Source organism: Paludibaculum fermentans (assembly GCF_051172195.1).
Classification (GTDB): Bacteria; Acidobacteriota; Terriglobia; order Bryobacterales; family Bryobacteraceae; genus Paludibaculum; species Paludibaculum fermentans_A.
On record NZ_JBPJAQ010000001.1, the window covers coordinates 4,406,956 to 4,423,249 of the forward strand.

Below are 16,294 nucleotides of genomic sequence, written 5' to 3' on the forward strand. Positions count from 1 at the left end.
CTCCACACTCCAATTCCGTATGATGTGGGGTGACATGACCCACAAAGACCCCGCACAGGGCCAAGGAGCAAGCCCTAGCCGGAGAGCTTTCGCCGTGGCGGTGGCTGGTGTGCCGGCGGCCCTCGCTCAACAGACGCCTCAGCCGCCGCCGGCTTCCGCCTCGGAAACCGCGGTGCAGAATCCGGTTCCGCCCGGAGTGCGTCCTCCCACCGGAGAGGCGCCGTTGTTCTCCGAGCCTTTAGTCTTCACCCGTAAGGAAGCACCGCGACGGGCCCTGCCGTTTTCCCTGACTCAGGTTCGCCTGCTGCCCGGTCCCTGCCTGGAGGCGTCGGAGGCCAACCGCGCCTACATGCTGCGCCTGGGGGCCGATCGCCTCCTCCATACCTTCCGCCTCAACGCCGGCTTGCCGACGTCCGCGAGCCCGCTGGGCGGGTGGGAGGATCCGAAGTCTGAACTGCGCGGCCATTTCACCGGACACTACCTCTCAGCGTGCGCTCTGCGCTTCGCTTCCGCGGGCGATCTGGAACTCAAGGCTCGCGGCGACGAGATCGTGGCCGGCCTGGCGAAGTGCCAGGAAGCGTTGTCCGCCGGCGGCTATCTGAGTGCATTCCCCATTGAGCTATTCAATCGCCTGGAGCAAGGGAAACGCGTGTGGGCGCCCTTCTACACAATCCACAAGATCATGGCCGGCCTGCTCGACATGTACCTCCATGCGGGCAACCGGCAGGCCCTCGAGGTCGCCTCCAGGATGGCGGACTGGGCGGATCGCTGGAGCGATGCCAAGGGGCTGCGCCCCATGCAGCAGATCCTCAAGGAAGAGTTCGGCGGCATGAATGAGGTGCTGTACAACCTGGCCGCCGCCGCACACGAGGATCGCTGGGCCACCGCCGGCGACCGCTTCAACAAACTGGCCTTTGTCACACCGCTGGCCGAACGCCGCGACGAACTTCGCAACCTGCACACCAACACCCACATCCCCCAGGTGATCGGGGCCGCACGCCGCTTCGAACTGACCAGCGACGTGCGCTTCCGGGATGCGGCCGAGTTCTTCTGGTACACCGTCGTCTCGGCGCGCACGTATGCCACCGGCGGCAGCAGCAATGCCGAGGCCTGGCTCACCAATCCAGGCCGCCTCTCGCTCGAATGGAAAGCCGGGGCGCACCACCAGGAGTGCTGCTGCGCTTACAACATGATGAAGCTCACCCGGCAGTTGTACTCCTGGAGCGGCGATCCTCGCTATTTCGATTACTACGAGCGCAACCTGTTCAACCACCGCCTGGGCACCATCGAGCGCTCCACCGGCCACTCCGCCTACTTCCTGTCGTTGGCGCCGGGCGCCTGGAAAACGCTCAATACGGACGATCAGTCGTTTTGGTGCTGCACCGGATCCGCACTGGAAGAGTACGCCAAGCTGAACGACAGCATCTACTACCACGGGCCGGATGGCATCACCGTGAACCTGTTTGTGGCTTCAGAACTGAATGCCACCCAGCAGGGCGTTCGGCTGCGCCAGGAAACCAGGTTTCCGGATGAGCCTATCACCGGGATTGTCATCCAGGCGACACCGGCAGCGGCCTGGACCCTGCGGCTGCGAATCCCCGCCTGGACCACTTCCGCCCGCGTCAAGGTCAACGGCAAGGTCATCGAAGCAACGCCCCAGGCCGGCAGCTACCTGAGTCTTACGCGAGCTTGGAAGAAAGGGGACCGCATCGAGCTGGAAATGCCGATGCGATTGACCGTCGAATCGCTTCCTGACGATCCCGGCCTGCAGGCGTTCCTCTACGGGCCCATCGTCCTCGCCGGCGATCTCGGCACGGCAGGCCTCACCGAGGACCTCATCCGGAATAAGCAGGGCCCGCAGGTTTCGAAGGCTCCGATCGAAGTCCCGGCGCTGCGCGCTTCTGGTCAGGCCCCCGAGGCTTGGATCAAGCCCGACGGGTCATCTCCGCTCTCCTTTCGCATGGCCGGGTCCAACCCGCCCATCGCGCTAAAGCCGCTCCATCGGTTGTGGGGGCGATTTGCCGTCTACTGGAGGGTCTCCGGATAACCGCAGTCGGTCACCGTTACTGCACGCGTACCGTAACTTGCGCCTCCGACGCCTGGAACAATCCACTTCCGGGGAACCGGATCGTGAGCGCGTGCTGCCCCAGCGGCAGAATCAGGTTGGTGATCGACCCGTTCACCAGAATGCTGGTCGGCAGGATCGTATTGCTGCTCCCGTCGACGATCGTACCGGCGGCGCCGGTCGGAATGGTGGGTACAGGCAACTGCTGCACCAGCGCGCCATTCTCCCGCAGCTCTATGCCGCTCCCCAACGAAGTTCCGCCGGGAATCGTCACCCCCTGATTGTTGACGGTCAACGTGTATCCAATCGAGAACGGGTTGCTGACGGTCGCCGCCACCCGCGTCGTCATCGCCGTGGAGACAGGAGACATCGCGACGGCAACGGACGCCTGGGACGACAGGAGATCCCCACTCTGGTCATAGGTGAACGCCAGGTTGCGCGTATTGAACGGGAGAAGAACGTTGGCCGTGCCTTGCGCAACCCCCAACCCAGTCGGATCGGGCGTGAGCAGGATGGTGCCCGCGGCCCGTCCGTCTGCCAGCACGTTCACGTTTCGATTGACGATGCCCACGGAGTTCGGCCACGTCAGCCGCACGGTCAACGCACTCGGCGTTCCCACGACGAAAGTGCCCGGCGGGGAGACGGCCTGCAGGCCCGTAGGAGCGCCGCTCACCTGGGCGCACGGCAGGACAGCGAGTCCAGCGACGCGGCGGTACCGGGCGTCTCCGGAATAGGCGGCATCAAAACAGACAAATCCGCTGCGCCGGTCGGCGATGGTGGGGGTATAGCTGAACGCCGCCACCGACAGGGGGTACAATGGCACGGCGCTAAACACGGGAGCGCCGGGGCCCTGCAAAGCGGCCGAGGAACTGGTGCCGTTGGCCGCTTTCACCGTGCCCTCTCCGGTGGGCCGCAACGCAGGGTCGATGGTTAGGTTCAGGCCGGTGAGATCGGGCCCGGCGGGCGCAACGTTCAGCGTGAGGGAGGACGGCGTGGCCAGCCGCATTGCCCCAAAGGTGAGCGACATCGACGGGATAGCGCTCACGACCACCTGCGAGGCCGAGGCGGAGGCAGGCTCCAGGAAAAGATTGCCACCGTACGTGGCATTCAGCGAGGCGATGCCGGAGGCTCCCGTATCCTTGCCCGCAAGAGGACAACAGATCGTGTTCTCGGTCGAGAAGGAGGCGGCAGTGGCGGAAATGCTCTTTGACAGGGTGACACCGCCGGTTGTGAGGTTGAGCGTCCCCGAGAAGGCCACGTTGCCCCCATCGGCAGTCAGCGTGGTGCGGACGGCAATCGGTTGCCCCGCGACCACCGCGCCGGTCAGCCCGGTCACCACCAGCGTGGGGCGCAACTTGACGTTGAAGCGCACCTGGACGCTGATGATCTGGCTCGGGGAAACAGTCGCCCGCATGGTCAGGACAAACGTGCTGCCGATGTCGGAACACCCCAGGTCCACAACGGGTGTGCTGGGGAGATTGCCGTTCACCAGCGTCCCGAACGTCGAGATCAGGCGCCCGTTGGAAGCGATCGATTTCCCGCCCGCGTCGATCTGGGTCAGGTCGAAGCTGATGCGGCCGTTGAGAGCGGACACACCAGTCGATCCGCTGACGAGGGCGCGTTCCAGCGGGTGATAGGTGCCTTGCGATGGCCGGAACGAGGGATTGGGCAGCACGCCGCAGGCGCTGCTCGGTCCGTTGTCGTCGCGGCCCCCCAGGGCAAGAATCGACCCGTCCGCCAGCACGACCCCTGCCAGGTCCGTGCGGGCGACGGTGAGGGAACCGGCCGGCTGGACTGAATCCGAGGAAGGGTCAAACAACTCCGAGGAGCCCAGCGGCTGGGAGGCCGCCGACCCGCTGGTAATCAGAACGAAGCCGTTTGCCTCCGACAACAGCGCCGTATGATTCCGGCGCGCCACGCTGAGCGTCGCCCCCAGCAGTTGGAAGGTGTTCGTCTCGGGGCTCCAGACATCGAGAGTGTTCAAGTCCGACGCTCCATCGGTTCCGCCCGCCAGCAGGACGCGGCCATCGAACAAGGCCGTCGCGGAATGCTCCGCGCGGGGCATGGACAGCGTCAGGGCTGTCACTGCCCCGGTATCTGCGTCAAGAATCTCGGCCGTATTCAACGTGCCATCCTCTCCGGTGCCTCCGGCAATCAGCAGGCGGCCGTCCCTGAGAAGAGTGACGGAACTCCGTTGCCGCAACGCCAACGCGGTGGGCAGAATGCTGATCGTGGACGTGTCCGGATCGAACACTTCCACCTCGCTGGCTCTGCCGCCCAGGATCAGCACCCGGCCATCGGAGAGCGGGGTCACGGTGGTGCCTTCTGCGCGCAGCACCGTGGAATCGAACGAGGTCCAGGTGTCGAGGGAAGGCTCGTAGAGTTCGATGCCGGCCGCCCCGCCGCCGGCGACCAGGACCCGGCCGTCCTTGACGAGTGCGCAACCGTGGCTCGACCGCGCTGCATTCATCGGCGCGGCCTCCGCGAAGCGCTCCTCCGGCACGAACTGATAGATCTCAACCGACGAGAGTGCGGCCTCGGCGGTGCCTCCGGTGACCAGAACCCGCTCATCGGCCATGCGCACCGCACAGGCTCCGGAACGCGCCTGCTTCAGCAGCGCAGTGGCCCGCCAGTTCCAGTTGTCAGCGGCTGCTGGCGGGATGAGCGCGCCGGCGAACATGAAAACCAGGAGGGCGCGCCGGCGGACCCGGGCGAGCGCCTGGGGAAACGGAGCACAACTCAAAAGATGAGAGAGGGATGGTCTGCGTACTGGCAAGATGGCGCATTCCTTTCACTGAATCCCGGCGCATCGATGGCAGGTGAGAGGTACAGCGGCGTGATTCGTACAAACTTCGTAAGATTCTAACCGGGATTCTGTTCGCATCGTCCCCAATTCGGAGAGGGGGCGAACGGTCATTCGATAGGTAATCCAGGGCGACTGCCCATTCCGCAGACTCCGGAGCTGTCCACGCGCACGCTGGTGCCAGACAGCCAGCGGGCGCAGTGTGATCGCCGGAGGACGATGGGCCAGTTTGAATTGAAGCGGGTCAGCGAGGCAATCGTCGCCGCGACAGGAAGTACCGAGCTTGTGCCTGGCGGCAGGGCCCCTCTTCCGTGGGGTATGCCTCCAGGCTTGCGGGCCGGCAATCGTGCCGGCCTTCTGCTGCGCTTTCTGTTTCCGCCCCCGGCCACAAAGCCTCCTGCCGAATGGCTGCTCAGTTGAGCATTGAGGTGCAGAGTACCGCAGCATGACGGTCGAGGGCTTGAAGATCGTTGGTGCGTGGGGCCTCGACAGGATACAGGAATCGGCCATGCTGAATCCCTCTGAGCTGAATGCGATCCTGACAGAGCAGGACGTCCAGACTTCGCGCCCACTGCCAGAACAACCTGACGGAGTCAGAACGGCTTATCGCGGAGCTGGAATCGATTTGGGCTGGAGTCTTTCCGGCCGCTCCGGTCTTCTCGTCTCTTCCGGGTTTTCGCCGCTGGGAGACATTGGTGGAAAGACGAGAAAGGGACAAGGCATTTACAAAGAGAATGAATGCGCAACGATCCGCTGTCTGGGCGGAGGTGGCGGGCGAACTGGCTCGGCCAAGGGGCGTGGAGGTGCCCAGAGTCAGCTCGCGAATTGTGTGAATACCCATGGAGTGGGTGTGGCCGCGCACGGTAGAATACCGAAGTGAGTTGACTACGAAAAGATGGAGATATTGCGAGAGTGACAAGTCTCCTTATAGAGTGAATTGGACTGCAGAGGCAGTTTGACTGTTCGCTTCAGGAGAGAACGAAGATGCTGTATCGTGCCAGGAGGGCAACTTTGAGTCGCTTTCCGCCGGTTTGGGCAGCCGGGCATTTGACCAATTCGTCGACAGGCGCGAATCATAAGTGCAACGCCGTGCGGTATTTAGGAACTACCTGATGCAAGATCAGATTCAACAGGTCATAGCATGGTACACGGTCCAAGCCCGCCCCTTCCTTGAGCGGAACCTTGTCGATCGGCTCGGGGATTTCGACAGGGACTGCGCTCGCCTGACTCAGTCAGCTGCCGCGCTTGAGCAGGAATTGCCTGTCTGTTTTCTCGGCAACTCCGGTGTCGGCAAAAGCACCCTGATCAATGCGCTCGTGGCAGACGGGCACACCGTTGTCCCGTCTGGCGGCGTTGGACCGCTCACGGCGCAGGCGCTTTCAGTGCGCCACGGCTCCCAGCCGCGGATCGAGGTTGATTACTACGGTCCAGGGCGACTCTGGCAACTAGTGTTTGGCCTAGAAATGTCCTGGAAATCCGAACTGGGAACACCGGCGGCTCAGGACGACACGCCACAGGAGGCGCTGCTCGACGAAGAGACCGAGGCTACGGAGACGTCAGTTGAGGAGGCGTTGCCGTCCGAGGCGAGGCAGCAGAGTCGGCTGGAGACTCGAAAGGTTGCGGAGCTCCTGGTAACGGGCGGGCAGAGCCAGGACACGCCGGTGGCTTACTTGATCGACAGCCTACGGGAGACTCTAGGGTTTGTTCGCAAGTGGGGAACCGAGGCGCGCACGGAAGATGCAGCCCGGCTCGGGTCCATTGCTAAGGCGCTAAAACTCGCCAAGTCAGGTGCGATATTAACTCGGGAGGGTACTGCCGAGGAGTTGAAGCAAGACCTGAAGGACCATGCCTCTGGATTTCTGGCGCCTCTGATCAAGACCCTAGATGTTTGGTGGTCATCGCCGCTGCTCAGCCAGGGTGTAACCCTTATCGACCTTCCAGGCGTGGGAGTAATTGGAGACCCCCGCCCAGAAGTTACTCGCACATACATTCGCGAGAAGGCCCGGGCCGTCGTCCTTGTAGTTGATAACCGTGGCATCACCGAGCCGGTTGCTCGGTTACTTCGGGACAGTGAGTTCCTAGCGAAACTGCTGCACACCACGGACGACCCTGCTGGTAACCCCGTACTGGTTGTCGCTGTGACCCGGGTCGATGATGTAGCGGAGAGCGAGTACTCCGATGACGGAGACCGCGACTTCGCAGACTACTTCAAGGATGTCTGTGAGCGAACAATACCAATGGTTCGGTCGCAGCTGCGAGGAGAAGTTGAACGGATTTGGCAAGATGATGGCGATTTCAGCGAGGGCAAGCGAGCGGTGGTAGAGAACCTGCTTGCCACCCTGCAGATTTATCCGCTGTCTGCCGTGCAATATCGACGGCTCCATTCCAAAAAGAGTAGCGACCTCTACAGCCTGGAACAAACCAACGTCCCGGCGATGATTTCGGGCCTGACCAAATTGCGCATCGCGCTGGAAGCTGAGCGACGGACCAAGGTTTCGGAGCACTACACCACTCTGCTTGAAGGGGTCGGCTCCTCCATTCGGCTGGTGGAGGCTCAGTGGCGGGACGAAACTCGCCGTTTGGAGGAGATCGAGCAGCTCCGGGAGGAGTTGGAGGCTTTTATCGGGCCCCTGCGACGGCAGTTCGACACGATGCAGGGGCAGTACCGCGAGTTCCTCAGGGAGACGGTCCCGAGCCGCATCCGAGACTTGGTAAGGGCGGCCAAGGAAAAGGCCAGGAACCAGATCCAACGATCTCTCAACCGCTTGGGGCAGGCACATTGGTGTACCCTGCGCGCTTCAGTAAGGCGTGGTGGACGTTTCTCTGGCGCAACCGAGATCGATATACAGCGAGAATTCGCTCTAAAATTCGAGGAGCCGATCGCTGAGACCTGGGGTACAGAAATCCTGAAGGACATCCGCAAGCGCACGAACCACTATGCGAACGGCTGTCTATCGCTCGTCGATCAAACTGTAGAGTGGGCGCACGGCCAAGGCGCACGAGTACAGCAGAGAGTAGTAGAGGCGCAACGGGATGCAATTCGGGCGGATGCTGATCGGCTGAAGACGGTCGGGCGAGAGATGATCAAGGAGGTTCGGGACAAGAACCAGACGTTGCTCATCGATACGATCGACGGGCCGATCCGGAAGCGATGCAAAGGCTTCGTAGATGCCAACAGCGATGTCGGTTCCGGCGTGAAGAGCCGAATGCTGAAACTGTATGAAGACCTGGCCGATGAGGTGGTGGACGCTGCGGAGAAGCCCGCCGTAAAAATCCTTAATGGCCTATTTAAAGAGGTTGAAGCGGAGATACTGGGAGCGTTTGAAGACCATCGGGATCCCCTGCAGTCGATCTCGGACGCTATCGTGGCTTCTCAACAAAAATACCTTGAACGAAGCGATGCCCAAAAACGGAAGCGGATTCTCGACGAAGCCTCGACAGTCCTCGACAGCATGCCAATGCAGAGCATTGCAGACGCGGAGGCTTAGTCCATGCCTGTCGGCTATGTCATTCATAAGGGGGACAGTAAGCTCCCATACGCGCTACTAAGGCAGTACTCCGATTGGGGTCTCGAGGCGGTCGATATTGCCGCTCCACCGCGACGGTTCTGGGCGGATGCCGAGACTGCAGAAGTACCGGTCGAGGTTGGCCTCGAGAAGAGTACTGTCAGTTCAATACCTTCTCCCGCCGAACTCCTGCAATCGTTGTCGGCCGGTGACAACTGGCAATCACTTGGCCGGCGGAGCATCGCTCGCCTGCACGCCTATTTTTTGATTGCCGAGGATCCTCAACGCAGGATGGATGCACGTGAAGTCGATACTTTGTCTCACCAGGTGAGCCTCGTGCGGCACATCCTACAGAGCGAGAATCTTAAGCGAGTATTGATTGCGGACGAGGTCGGGCTAGGTAAGACAGTCGAAGTGGCCTTAGTCTTGCGCGAGATCCTGCAACAGAGACCTGAGGCGCGCATCCTGTACTTGGCGCCGGCGCGACTTGTTAGCAACGTCCGGGCCGAATTCGATCGTTTGAAGCTCCCATTCCGGCAGTGGTCGGCACAGGATGGAGACGCTAGGCTCACCGATCCGAAGATCATCGCCAGCATCCACAGGGCGGTTCATGGTGAGAACTTCGATCGAGTCGTTACGACTACACCTTGGGACGTGATTATCGTGGACGAGTGCCATCACCTCTCGGCATGGGAGGAAGATGGTGGTAAGCCCAGCGAAGCGTACCGCCTCGTCAAAGAATTAATCGACAGGCAGGGCGCGGAAGCCCGCGTCATTTTGATGAGCGGCACCCCGCATCAAGGCCATGAGACCAGATTCGAAAACCTCCTGAATCTCTTGCGCGCACCAGAGGAGCAGAAAGCAAACCTGGCCGGCCGAGTAATTTACCGGACCAAGGACGACATCCGGGACTGGGATGACAATCCGGTATTTCCGAACCGCATCGTCAACGAGCCGCTACGCATCGACCTCGGGCCAGCGCACCGGGATTGGATGAAGAACATCCATGATTTTTACCGCCCGCCATTCGATTGGAAGACGGGCCAAGCGCGTCGCCGCGCCGCTGGGTGGCGCTGTGCCCAGGCGATGCAATGGGCAGCATCGAGTCCCAATGCCGGCTTGGGCTACCTGACACGGCAGGCAATCCGCTCCAATTGGCAGCTGACAAGCGGCGTCTTACGTGAGGCGCTGGCATGCCTTCGGCCTTACCGTTTGGGTGCGGCCAATGAGGACGTAGATTCGCTCTATAGAAGAATCACACTCGAAATCACCAGGCAGCAGCGCGATGCCGACGTCGATGATATCGAGGACTATATTCCGGGTGACCCGAGAGACGTGGAGTCTCAGCAGGGGCTAGAACAACTGATCGCCCAGGGAATCGATCTGGTACGCAACGCCGGTGACGACAAATGGCAGATCGTGAAAGACAAACTCCTCGATGCTGCCGGTGATGAGAAGATCGTTCTCTTTGCACAGCCGATTGAAACGGTTTCTTCACTTGCGCGCTTTCTTGAGCGGCAGCACGGAATCCGCCCCTCGATCATCATCGGCGGGCAGGACGACAGTAAGCGGGTACAGGAAGTTGAAGCTTTTCGACGATTGAATGGCCCCCAGTACCTGGTGTCGTCCCGCGCCGGTGGCGAAGGCATCAACCTGCAAGTTGCGCGACGCCTCATCCACATTGACGTCCCGTGGAATCCTATGGACATGGAGCAGCGGGTAGGGCGAATCCACCGATTCGGATCCCGCGAGACAATAATCGTCGATACGGTCGTAGTGCAGGACAGCCGTGAAGCGGATGCGTATCGTATTGCTCGGGAGAAGCTGAAGCTGATCACAAGGACGCTTGTTGAGCCAGAACGCTTCGAAAACGTCTTCGGCCGTGTCATGGGCCTGCTTGGACAGGATGAATTGCAGGAAGTGCTTCTTAACGACCCAACTGCCCCTTTCAGCGCCGGCGACCAAACTCGTCTCACCGATTTGGTTCAGGACGGCTTCTGGCGATGGAAACGGTTCCATGATCAGTATGGAGAGCAGCAGAACTCGATCCGACGGCAGGATGCAGGAGCAGCGGCGTGGAGCGACACAAAGAAGTTCATGCAGGAATACGCAGGAGCCGTTCCACGCAACGGACACAAGCTCGCGCGATTTCGTCGTGAGGGTGATACCGTTCGTCGGGTTGAGGAAGATGCGGAAGTAATCACTCTGTCCAACGGCAGCTCTTACGTGTGTGGCGACTACGCGGAGTCATTGGTTTACGATCCCGATGGACGCCTAACTCCAAAGCTCGGGCTAAACTTGGCTGTGGTCTGCGAAGCCCTTCGCAAGGTGGCGTTTCCGGTGCAACCAGCTGGGGCTGCCTGGTTGCGCTGGCCGAGCAACACCGCGAAGCCCGGGTTCGCACAGAATCTTCCGGTAGCTTTGCTTGGCCTCGTGCGCCTCACCTTCAAGCGAGATGTAAACGGGCAATGGTCTGAAATCGGCCCCTCGCTTCGGATGTACTACCTTCGGGACGGTCAGCAGGTTGAGGTTACCGCAAATGAGAAGGCACAGCTCATCAGAGCACTCCTCGATAGCACGATTCGCAAAAGCGCGGAGGTCGATTCACCCCTGCCGGCAATCCTGTCAACTGCGGAACGCGAGATAATCGAGTTGTTACGGAAGCCGAGTGATCAAGAACTCCCGGCCGGCATTCGGCATGCCGTATTTCCGATCTTCGCCGGCGTGGTGACTGATTAGTCCGACCCCTAAACGGGGACAGAAACGGGGGGCAGAAACCGGGACATCCTGCCTTTCAACCCTCCCACAACCCAGAGAAAAAGACATGCTTACTCCCCTAGCCTCCTCGCCGTCCGACGTTGGACCTCCAGCAACCCGCCGGCCCGCCACCTTCCTCGCCATCCCACAACCCATTCCAATGCAATAACATAGCCGATCGCAACAGGTACACCTTCCGCCCGCAGCCCACCCCGAACACATTCAATCCATCGCAATGGCCGCCGGGACGGGTCGGAATCCTCCAAGAAGAAGCGCCGCGCAGAGCAGAAGCGGGAAATGCCGGAACCGAGGCCGGTCTACCGTCAGCGGCAGCCCCACTCACCGCCCCCGCCCAACAACCTGAACTCGGAACTCCACCAGAATCACCCGGCACTTCCGCCGATCCCCACACAATCCCCCCATTTCCCGACATGAAGCATCATTGATCCCTGCTCCTCCAACTATTTCTTTCTATCTATTATCAATCACTTGCGCGAAAAACCCACCAAATCGCTTGTTCCGCCATGCTCCAATCCCGCACGTGAGCCGGCCCCATCTCCGAGATGGCGGCCCCACCTCACCGAAAGGAAGAATGGTAATGGAGAAACTATCGAGGGCCGAACAGGCCCGGGCCAACGGACGCAAATCCCGCGGGCCCGTATCGCAGGCCGGCAAAGCCCGGTCCGCCCAGAACGCGGTCAGCCATGGAATGACCGCCCGGTCGCCCGTCCTGCTCGGCGGCGACGACCGCGCCGTATTCTACGAGCACCGCCAGGCGTACCTCCTGCGGTTCCAACCCGCCGACATCGTCGAAGCCAACTTTGTCAACGACATCGCCGACGCCCATTGGAACCTCTCGCGCTACTGCGGCTATGAGTCCGCCCTCGAGATGATGCAGTTGGCCGTCTCCCGCGAGGACATGTTGAAACATTTCCCGAACCTGCCGCCCGCCTTCCAGCAGGCCCGTGCTTTCGATCACTTTGCCAACTCCTCCAAGTCCGGCCATCTGGCGCTGCGCTACATGGCCCATTGGCAGCGTGTCCTCAATAACGCCCTGCGCAACCTCAGGGAATTGCAGGCCAGCCGCCCGCCCGCGCCTGGGTCCGAGCCCGACTCAGCTCCTGAGCCCGAAGAGTCAGGCTACGAAACGAACCAACCCCTCGAAGAAAATAAAGAGCTTACGAAGGGGGATCCCAGCCCGGCCGAACCCGGCGAACCCGAACCCGGCGTGCTCGGCACATCGACTTTCATGCCCGCCTCGGCCTCAACCGGCGATCCCGCGCAAACCCATGCCGAAGATTTTGAGGGAACAAACCCACTTTTGCCGCCTGCCGCCACAATCGCAACCGCCCCCGGCCCTGCAAACGAAGCCACACCGGCCCGTCATGATCCGCAGCCACCCGCCGCGCCCGATCCCGGGCCCGCTGATTCGTCCAGCCAACTGCCCTCCATCGCCTCGAACCCACACCAGGAATGAATCGGTTCGCCCCCAGGGCGGTCCGCCTGGTAGCCAGCTCCTCCTCCGATCTTTGACAATCTCACCTTTGTTATGAACCTGGGTCATGCCCAGCCGCTCGGAACCAGCCCGCGCGACCGGACTCCCCTGCACATGAGTCCGGTCTGCCCGATGAATCCAATCACGCCGCATTTCCCGCCGAAAATCGTCTCGAAACCTGCTCTCATCCAACGTCCGCCGTGATAGTGTTGAATCTTCTTGAGCCAGGGCATATAATTGCCCTTTGCAAACGCTTGCAGATTTCCGGGAGCGCCTTTCCGAATGAACCCAGCTCTGTTGCTCTTGCAGTCCGCTCCGTCGCGACTGATCTCCCTGGGTAGCGTTGATATCTCCATCATCGCTATCTACTTCGTCGTCGTCCTCCTCATCGGCTTCTACCTCAAGGGGCAGTCCGAAACAGGCGAAGACTTCTTCATGGCCGGCCGTGAGATGACCGCCTGGATCGCCGGGCTCAGCTTCCTCTCCGCCAACCTGGGCTCGCTCGAATTGATGGGTTGGGCGGCCGCCGCCTACCAGTACGGCATCCTCGCCACCCACTGGTATTGGATCGGCGCCATCCCCGCCATGCTGTTCCTCGGCATCGTCATGATGCCGTTCTACTACATCTCGAAAACCCACTCTGTCCCGGGCTATCTGCAACTGCGTTTCGGTGAACCCTCCCGCGCCCTCTCCGCCGTCTCCTTCGGCTTCATGACCGTCCTCATGAGCGGCATCAACATGTACTCCATGGCCCTCGTCATGAAGGTCGTGCTGGGCTGGGACATCAACTTCAGCATCTGGGTCTCGTCCATCACCGTCGCCATCTATGTGGCTCTCGGCGGCCTGCGCTCCGCCATCTTTAATGAGGTCCTGCAGTTCATCCTCATCTGGGTCGGTGCTCTCGTCATCCCGGTGGTCGGCCTCGTCGAAGCCGGCGGCTGGGATGGCATGGTCAAAAAGATCCACGCCAACTGGCAGGGACAGGACTACACCCACCTCTGGAGCACCATGGGCTCGTTCACCGACAACCCCATGGGCATCCACTGGACCGGCATTGTCCTCGGCCTCGGCTGGGTGATCTCGTTCGGCTATTGGACCACTGATTTTCTGGTCGTCCAGCGCGTCCTCGCCGCCAAGGATCTGCGGGCCGCCAAAATGGCCCCCATCATCGGCGCCGGCTTCAAGATGATGGTCCCCTTCATCGTCATCCTGCCCGGTTTGCTCGCCCTCGCCGTCCTGCCCTTCAAGCTCACCGGAGAAAGCGCCGCCCTGGCCGCCGGCGGCCACAGCTACAACGAGGTGCTGCCCATCATGCTCGCCCGCTACTGCGGGCCGGGCCTCCTCGGGCTCGGCATCACCGCCCTCATCGCCGGCTTCATGAGCGGCATGGCCGGCAACGTCAGCGCCTTCGCCACCGTCTGGACCTACGACATCTACCGCGCCTTCGTGAATAAACAGGCCACCGACGCCCACTACGTCAGCATGGGCCGCTGGTGCACGGTTCTCGGGGTCCTCATCTCCATCGGCACCGCTTACCTCGTCATGGAGTTCAAGAGCATCATGGACTACGTCCAGGCGCTCTTCAGCTTCTTCATCGCCCCGCTGTTCGGCACCGTCATCCTCGGCATGCTGTGGAAACGGGCCACACCGCAGGGTGGCTTCTGGGGCCTGCTCACCGGCACCGGAGCCTCCATCGCCATGTGGGCCTGGGTCAAAGCCGATCCTTCCGCCCTCCGCTATATCGCCTTCTCGTCCAACGCCAAGGACATGGCCGAAAACATGTATCGCGCCCTCTGGTCCTGGCTGGTGTGTTTTGTCGTTACCATCGTGGTCAGCCTGTTGACCAAACCCAAACCGGACAAGGAACTCGTCGGCCTCGTCTACGGCTGCACCGAAATCCCCGGTGAAGGCCAGGTGCCGTTGTACGAACGGCCGGCTTTCTGGGCTATCCTCATTGCCATCGTCTTCCTGATCCTGCAGATCATCTTCTGGTAAGCGTCATGCCAAAACACATCTCTATCTGGTTCTTCACAGGCGTCCTGCTGCTGGTCTACGGCGTCATCATCTTTGGAGCCGGCATCTACGCCCTCTCCAATCCGCCGGAGCATCCCGTAGTGCTGGAAAGCCTTCATATCGACATCTGGTGGGGCGTGGCGCTCACCGTTATCGGCGCGATCTACTGCTGGAAGTTCGTGCCCTCGGGAAAGGAATAATCTATGCAACGCAAAATGACTTTCGGCGTTATCGTCGGCAACCGCGGCTTCTTCCCTGACCATCTGGCCAAGACCGGCCGCGAGGACATCATCCGCGTACTCGAAGCCGCCGGCTACGGAGTCGTCGTACTCTCTCCGGAAGAGAGCAAGTATGGCGCCGTCGAGACCCGCGCCGAATCCCGCAAGTGCGCCAGCCTCTTCAAGCTGCATCGCGAAGAGATCGACGGCATCATCGTCACCCTGCCGAACTTCGGCGAGGAACGCGGCCTTGTCGAGGCGCTCAACCTCGCTGACCTGCGCGTGCCGGTGCTCATCCAGGCCACGCCCGATCGTGCCGACAATATGACCATCGCCGTGCGGCGCGATAGCTTCTGCGGCAAGATGAGCGCCTGCAACAACCTTCAGCAGTACAAGATCCCCTACTCGCTCACCACGCTCCACACGGAGTCGCTCGATTCGCCCGAGTTCGCCCAGGACCTCACTGACTTCGCAGCCGTCTGCCGCGTCGTCAAAGGCCTGCGCCGCTGCCGCGTCGGCGCCATCGGCGCCCGCCCCACCGCCTTCAACACCGTCCGCTACAGCGAGAAGCTCTTCGAAGGCTCCGGCATCGATATCGACCCCATCGATCTCTCCGAGATCTTCGGCCGCATCAACCGGCTCAAGGACGAGGATCCGGCCGTCGTCGCTAAACTGGCCCAGATCCACGAATACGTCTCCACTGCCGGCATCTCCGCCGACGCGCTGGTCAAGATGGCCAAACTCGGCGCCGTCATCGACGGCTGGATGACGGACAATGAGATCACCGTCACCGCCATCCAGTGCTGGACCTCGATGGAAGAGTACTTCGGCGTCGTGCCCTGCACCATCATGAGCATGATGAGCAACAACCTCTTCCCCAGCGCCTGCGAAGTGGACGTGCCCGGCGTCGTCGGCATGTATGCTCTCGCGCTGGCGTCGGAAACACCCAGCGCCCTGCTCGACTGGAACAACAACTACGGCACCGATCCCAATAAGGCCGTCTGCTTCCACTGCTCCAACCTGCCCAAGCACTTCTTCGAGTCCGCCCGCATGGACTACCAGGAGATCATCGCCGGCACGGTAGGTAAACTCAACACGTTCGGCACGATCGTGGGCAAGGTGAAGGCCAGTCCCATGACTTACCTGCGCGTCTCCACCACCGACAGCAAGGGCAAGATCAGCGGCTACATCGGCGAGGGCAACTTCACCGACGATCCGCTGGAGACCTTTGGCGGCGCCGGCGTGGTCGAAATCCCCAATCTGCAGACCCTGCTGCGCTACATCTGCGAGAACGGCTTCGAACACCATGTGGCTGCCAACATGGCGCGAGTCGCCCCGGCGGTGCACGAAGCCCTCACCAAGTACATGGGCTGGGACATTCACTGGCACCGCTAGTTAGACACCCTGCAGGCACTGGCGGCGGAACGCGCAATTGTG

At 61.4% G+C, this 16,294-nt stretch carries 8 protein-coding genes; 7 read left to right on the forward strand and 1 reads right to left on the reverse strand.

The genetic code is table 11. The features are described 5' to 3' along the window. Positions 1-94 precede the first annotated feature (94 nt). Entirely contained in the window at positions 95-2,047 is a 1,953-nt protein-coding gene (locus ACR9Y2_RS17765; protein ID WP_435042854.1) for a glycoside hydrolase family 127 protein, read from the forward strand. Between the two features lie 16 nt (positions 2,048-2,063). Here the strand turns inward: ACR9Y2_RS17765 and ACR9Y2_RS17770 are convergent, their stop codons facing one another. Beyond that, the gene (locus ACR9Y2_RS17770) at positions 2,064-4,841 is read right to left on the reverse strand and encodes a kelch repeat-containing protein (protein WP_435042855.1); all 2,778 of its coding nucleotides are present in this window, start codon (positions 4,839-4,841) and stop codon (positions 2,064-2,066) included. A gap of 1,139 nt (positions 4,842-5,980) precedes the next feature. Here ACR9Y2_RS17770 and ACR9Y2_RS17775 point away from each other — a divergent pair. The 6 genes from ACR9Y2_RS17775 to ACR9Y2_RS17800 all read left to right on the forward strand — a co-directional run bounded on the left by ACR9Y2_RS17775 (position 5,981) and on the right by ACR9Y2_RS17800 (position 16,252). Next, a complete protein-coding gene (locus ACR9Y2_RS17775) occupies positions 5,981-8,356 on the forward strand; it encodes a dynamin family protein (protein WP_435042856.1) in 2,376 nt (791 codons plus the stop codon). 3 nt (positions 8,357-8,359) lie between these two features. Next, positions 8,360-11,113: a helicase-related protein gene (locus tag ACR9Y2_RS17780; RefSeq protein ID WP_435042857.1), complete on the forward strand. Its 2,754-nt coding sequence runs from the start codon at positions 8,360-8,362 to the stop codon at positions 11,111-11,113. A 616-nt stretch (positions 11,114-11,729) separates the two neighbouring features. Then, complete coding sequence (locus ACR9Y2_RS17785) at positions 11,730-12,608, forward strand: hypothetical protein (protein ID WP_435042858.1); 879 nt, start codon at positions 11,730-11,732, stop codon at positions 12,606-12,608. 300 nt (positions 12,609-12,908) lie between these two features. After that, on the forward strand, positions 12,909-14,621 hold the full coding sequence (locus ACR9Y2_RS17790; protein WP_435042859.1) for a sodium:solute symporter family protein: 1,713 nt from the start codon (positions 12,909-12,911) through the stop codon (positions 14,619-14,621). A 5-nt stretch (positions 14,622-14,626) separates the two neighbouring features. Beyond that, positions 14,627-14,839 (forward strand): hypothetical protein, encoded by a 213-nt coding sequence (locus ACR9Y2_RS17795; RefSeq protein ID WP_435042860.1) that lies wholly within the window; start codon positions 14,627-14,629, stop codon positions 14,837-14,839. 3 nt (positions 14,840-14,842) lie between these two features. Beyond that, on the forward strand, positions 14,843-16,252 hold the full coding sequence (locus ACR9Y2_RS17800) for an L-fucose/L-arabinose isomerase family protein (RefSeq protein WP_435042861.1): 1,410 nt from the start codon (positions 14,843-14,845) through the stop codon (positions 16,250-16,252). Positions 16,253-16,294 lie beyond the last annotated feature (42 nt).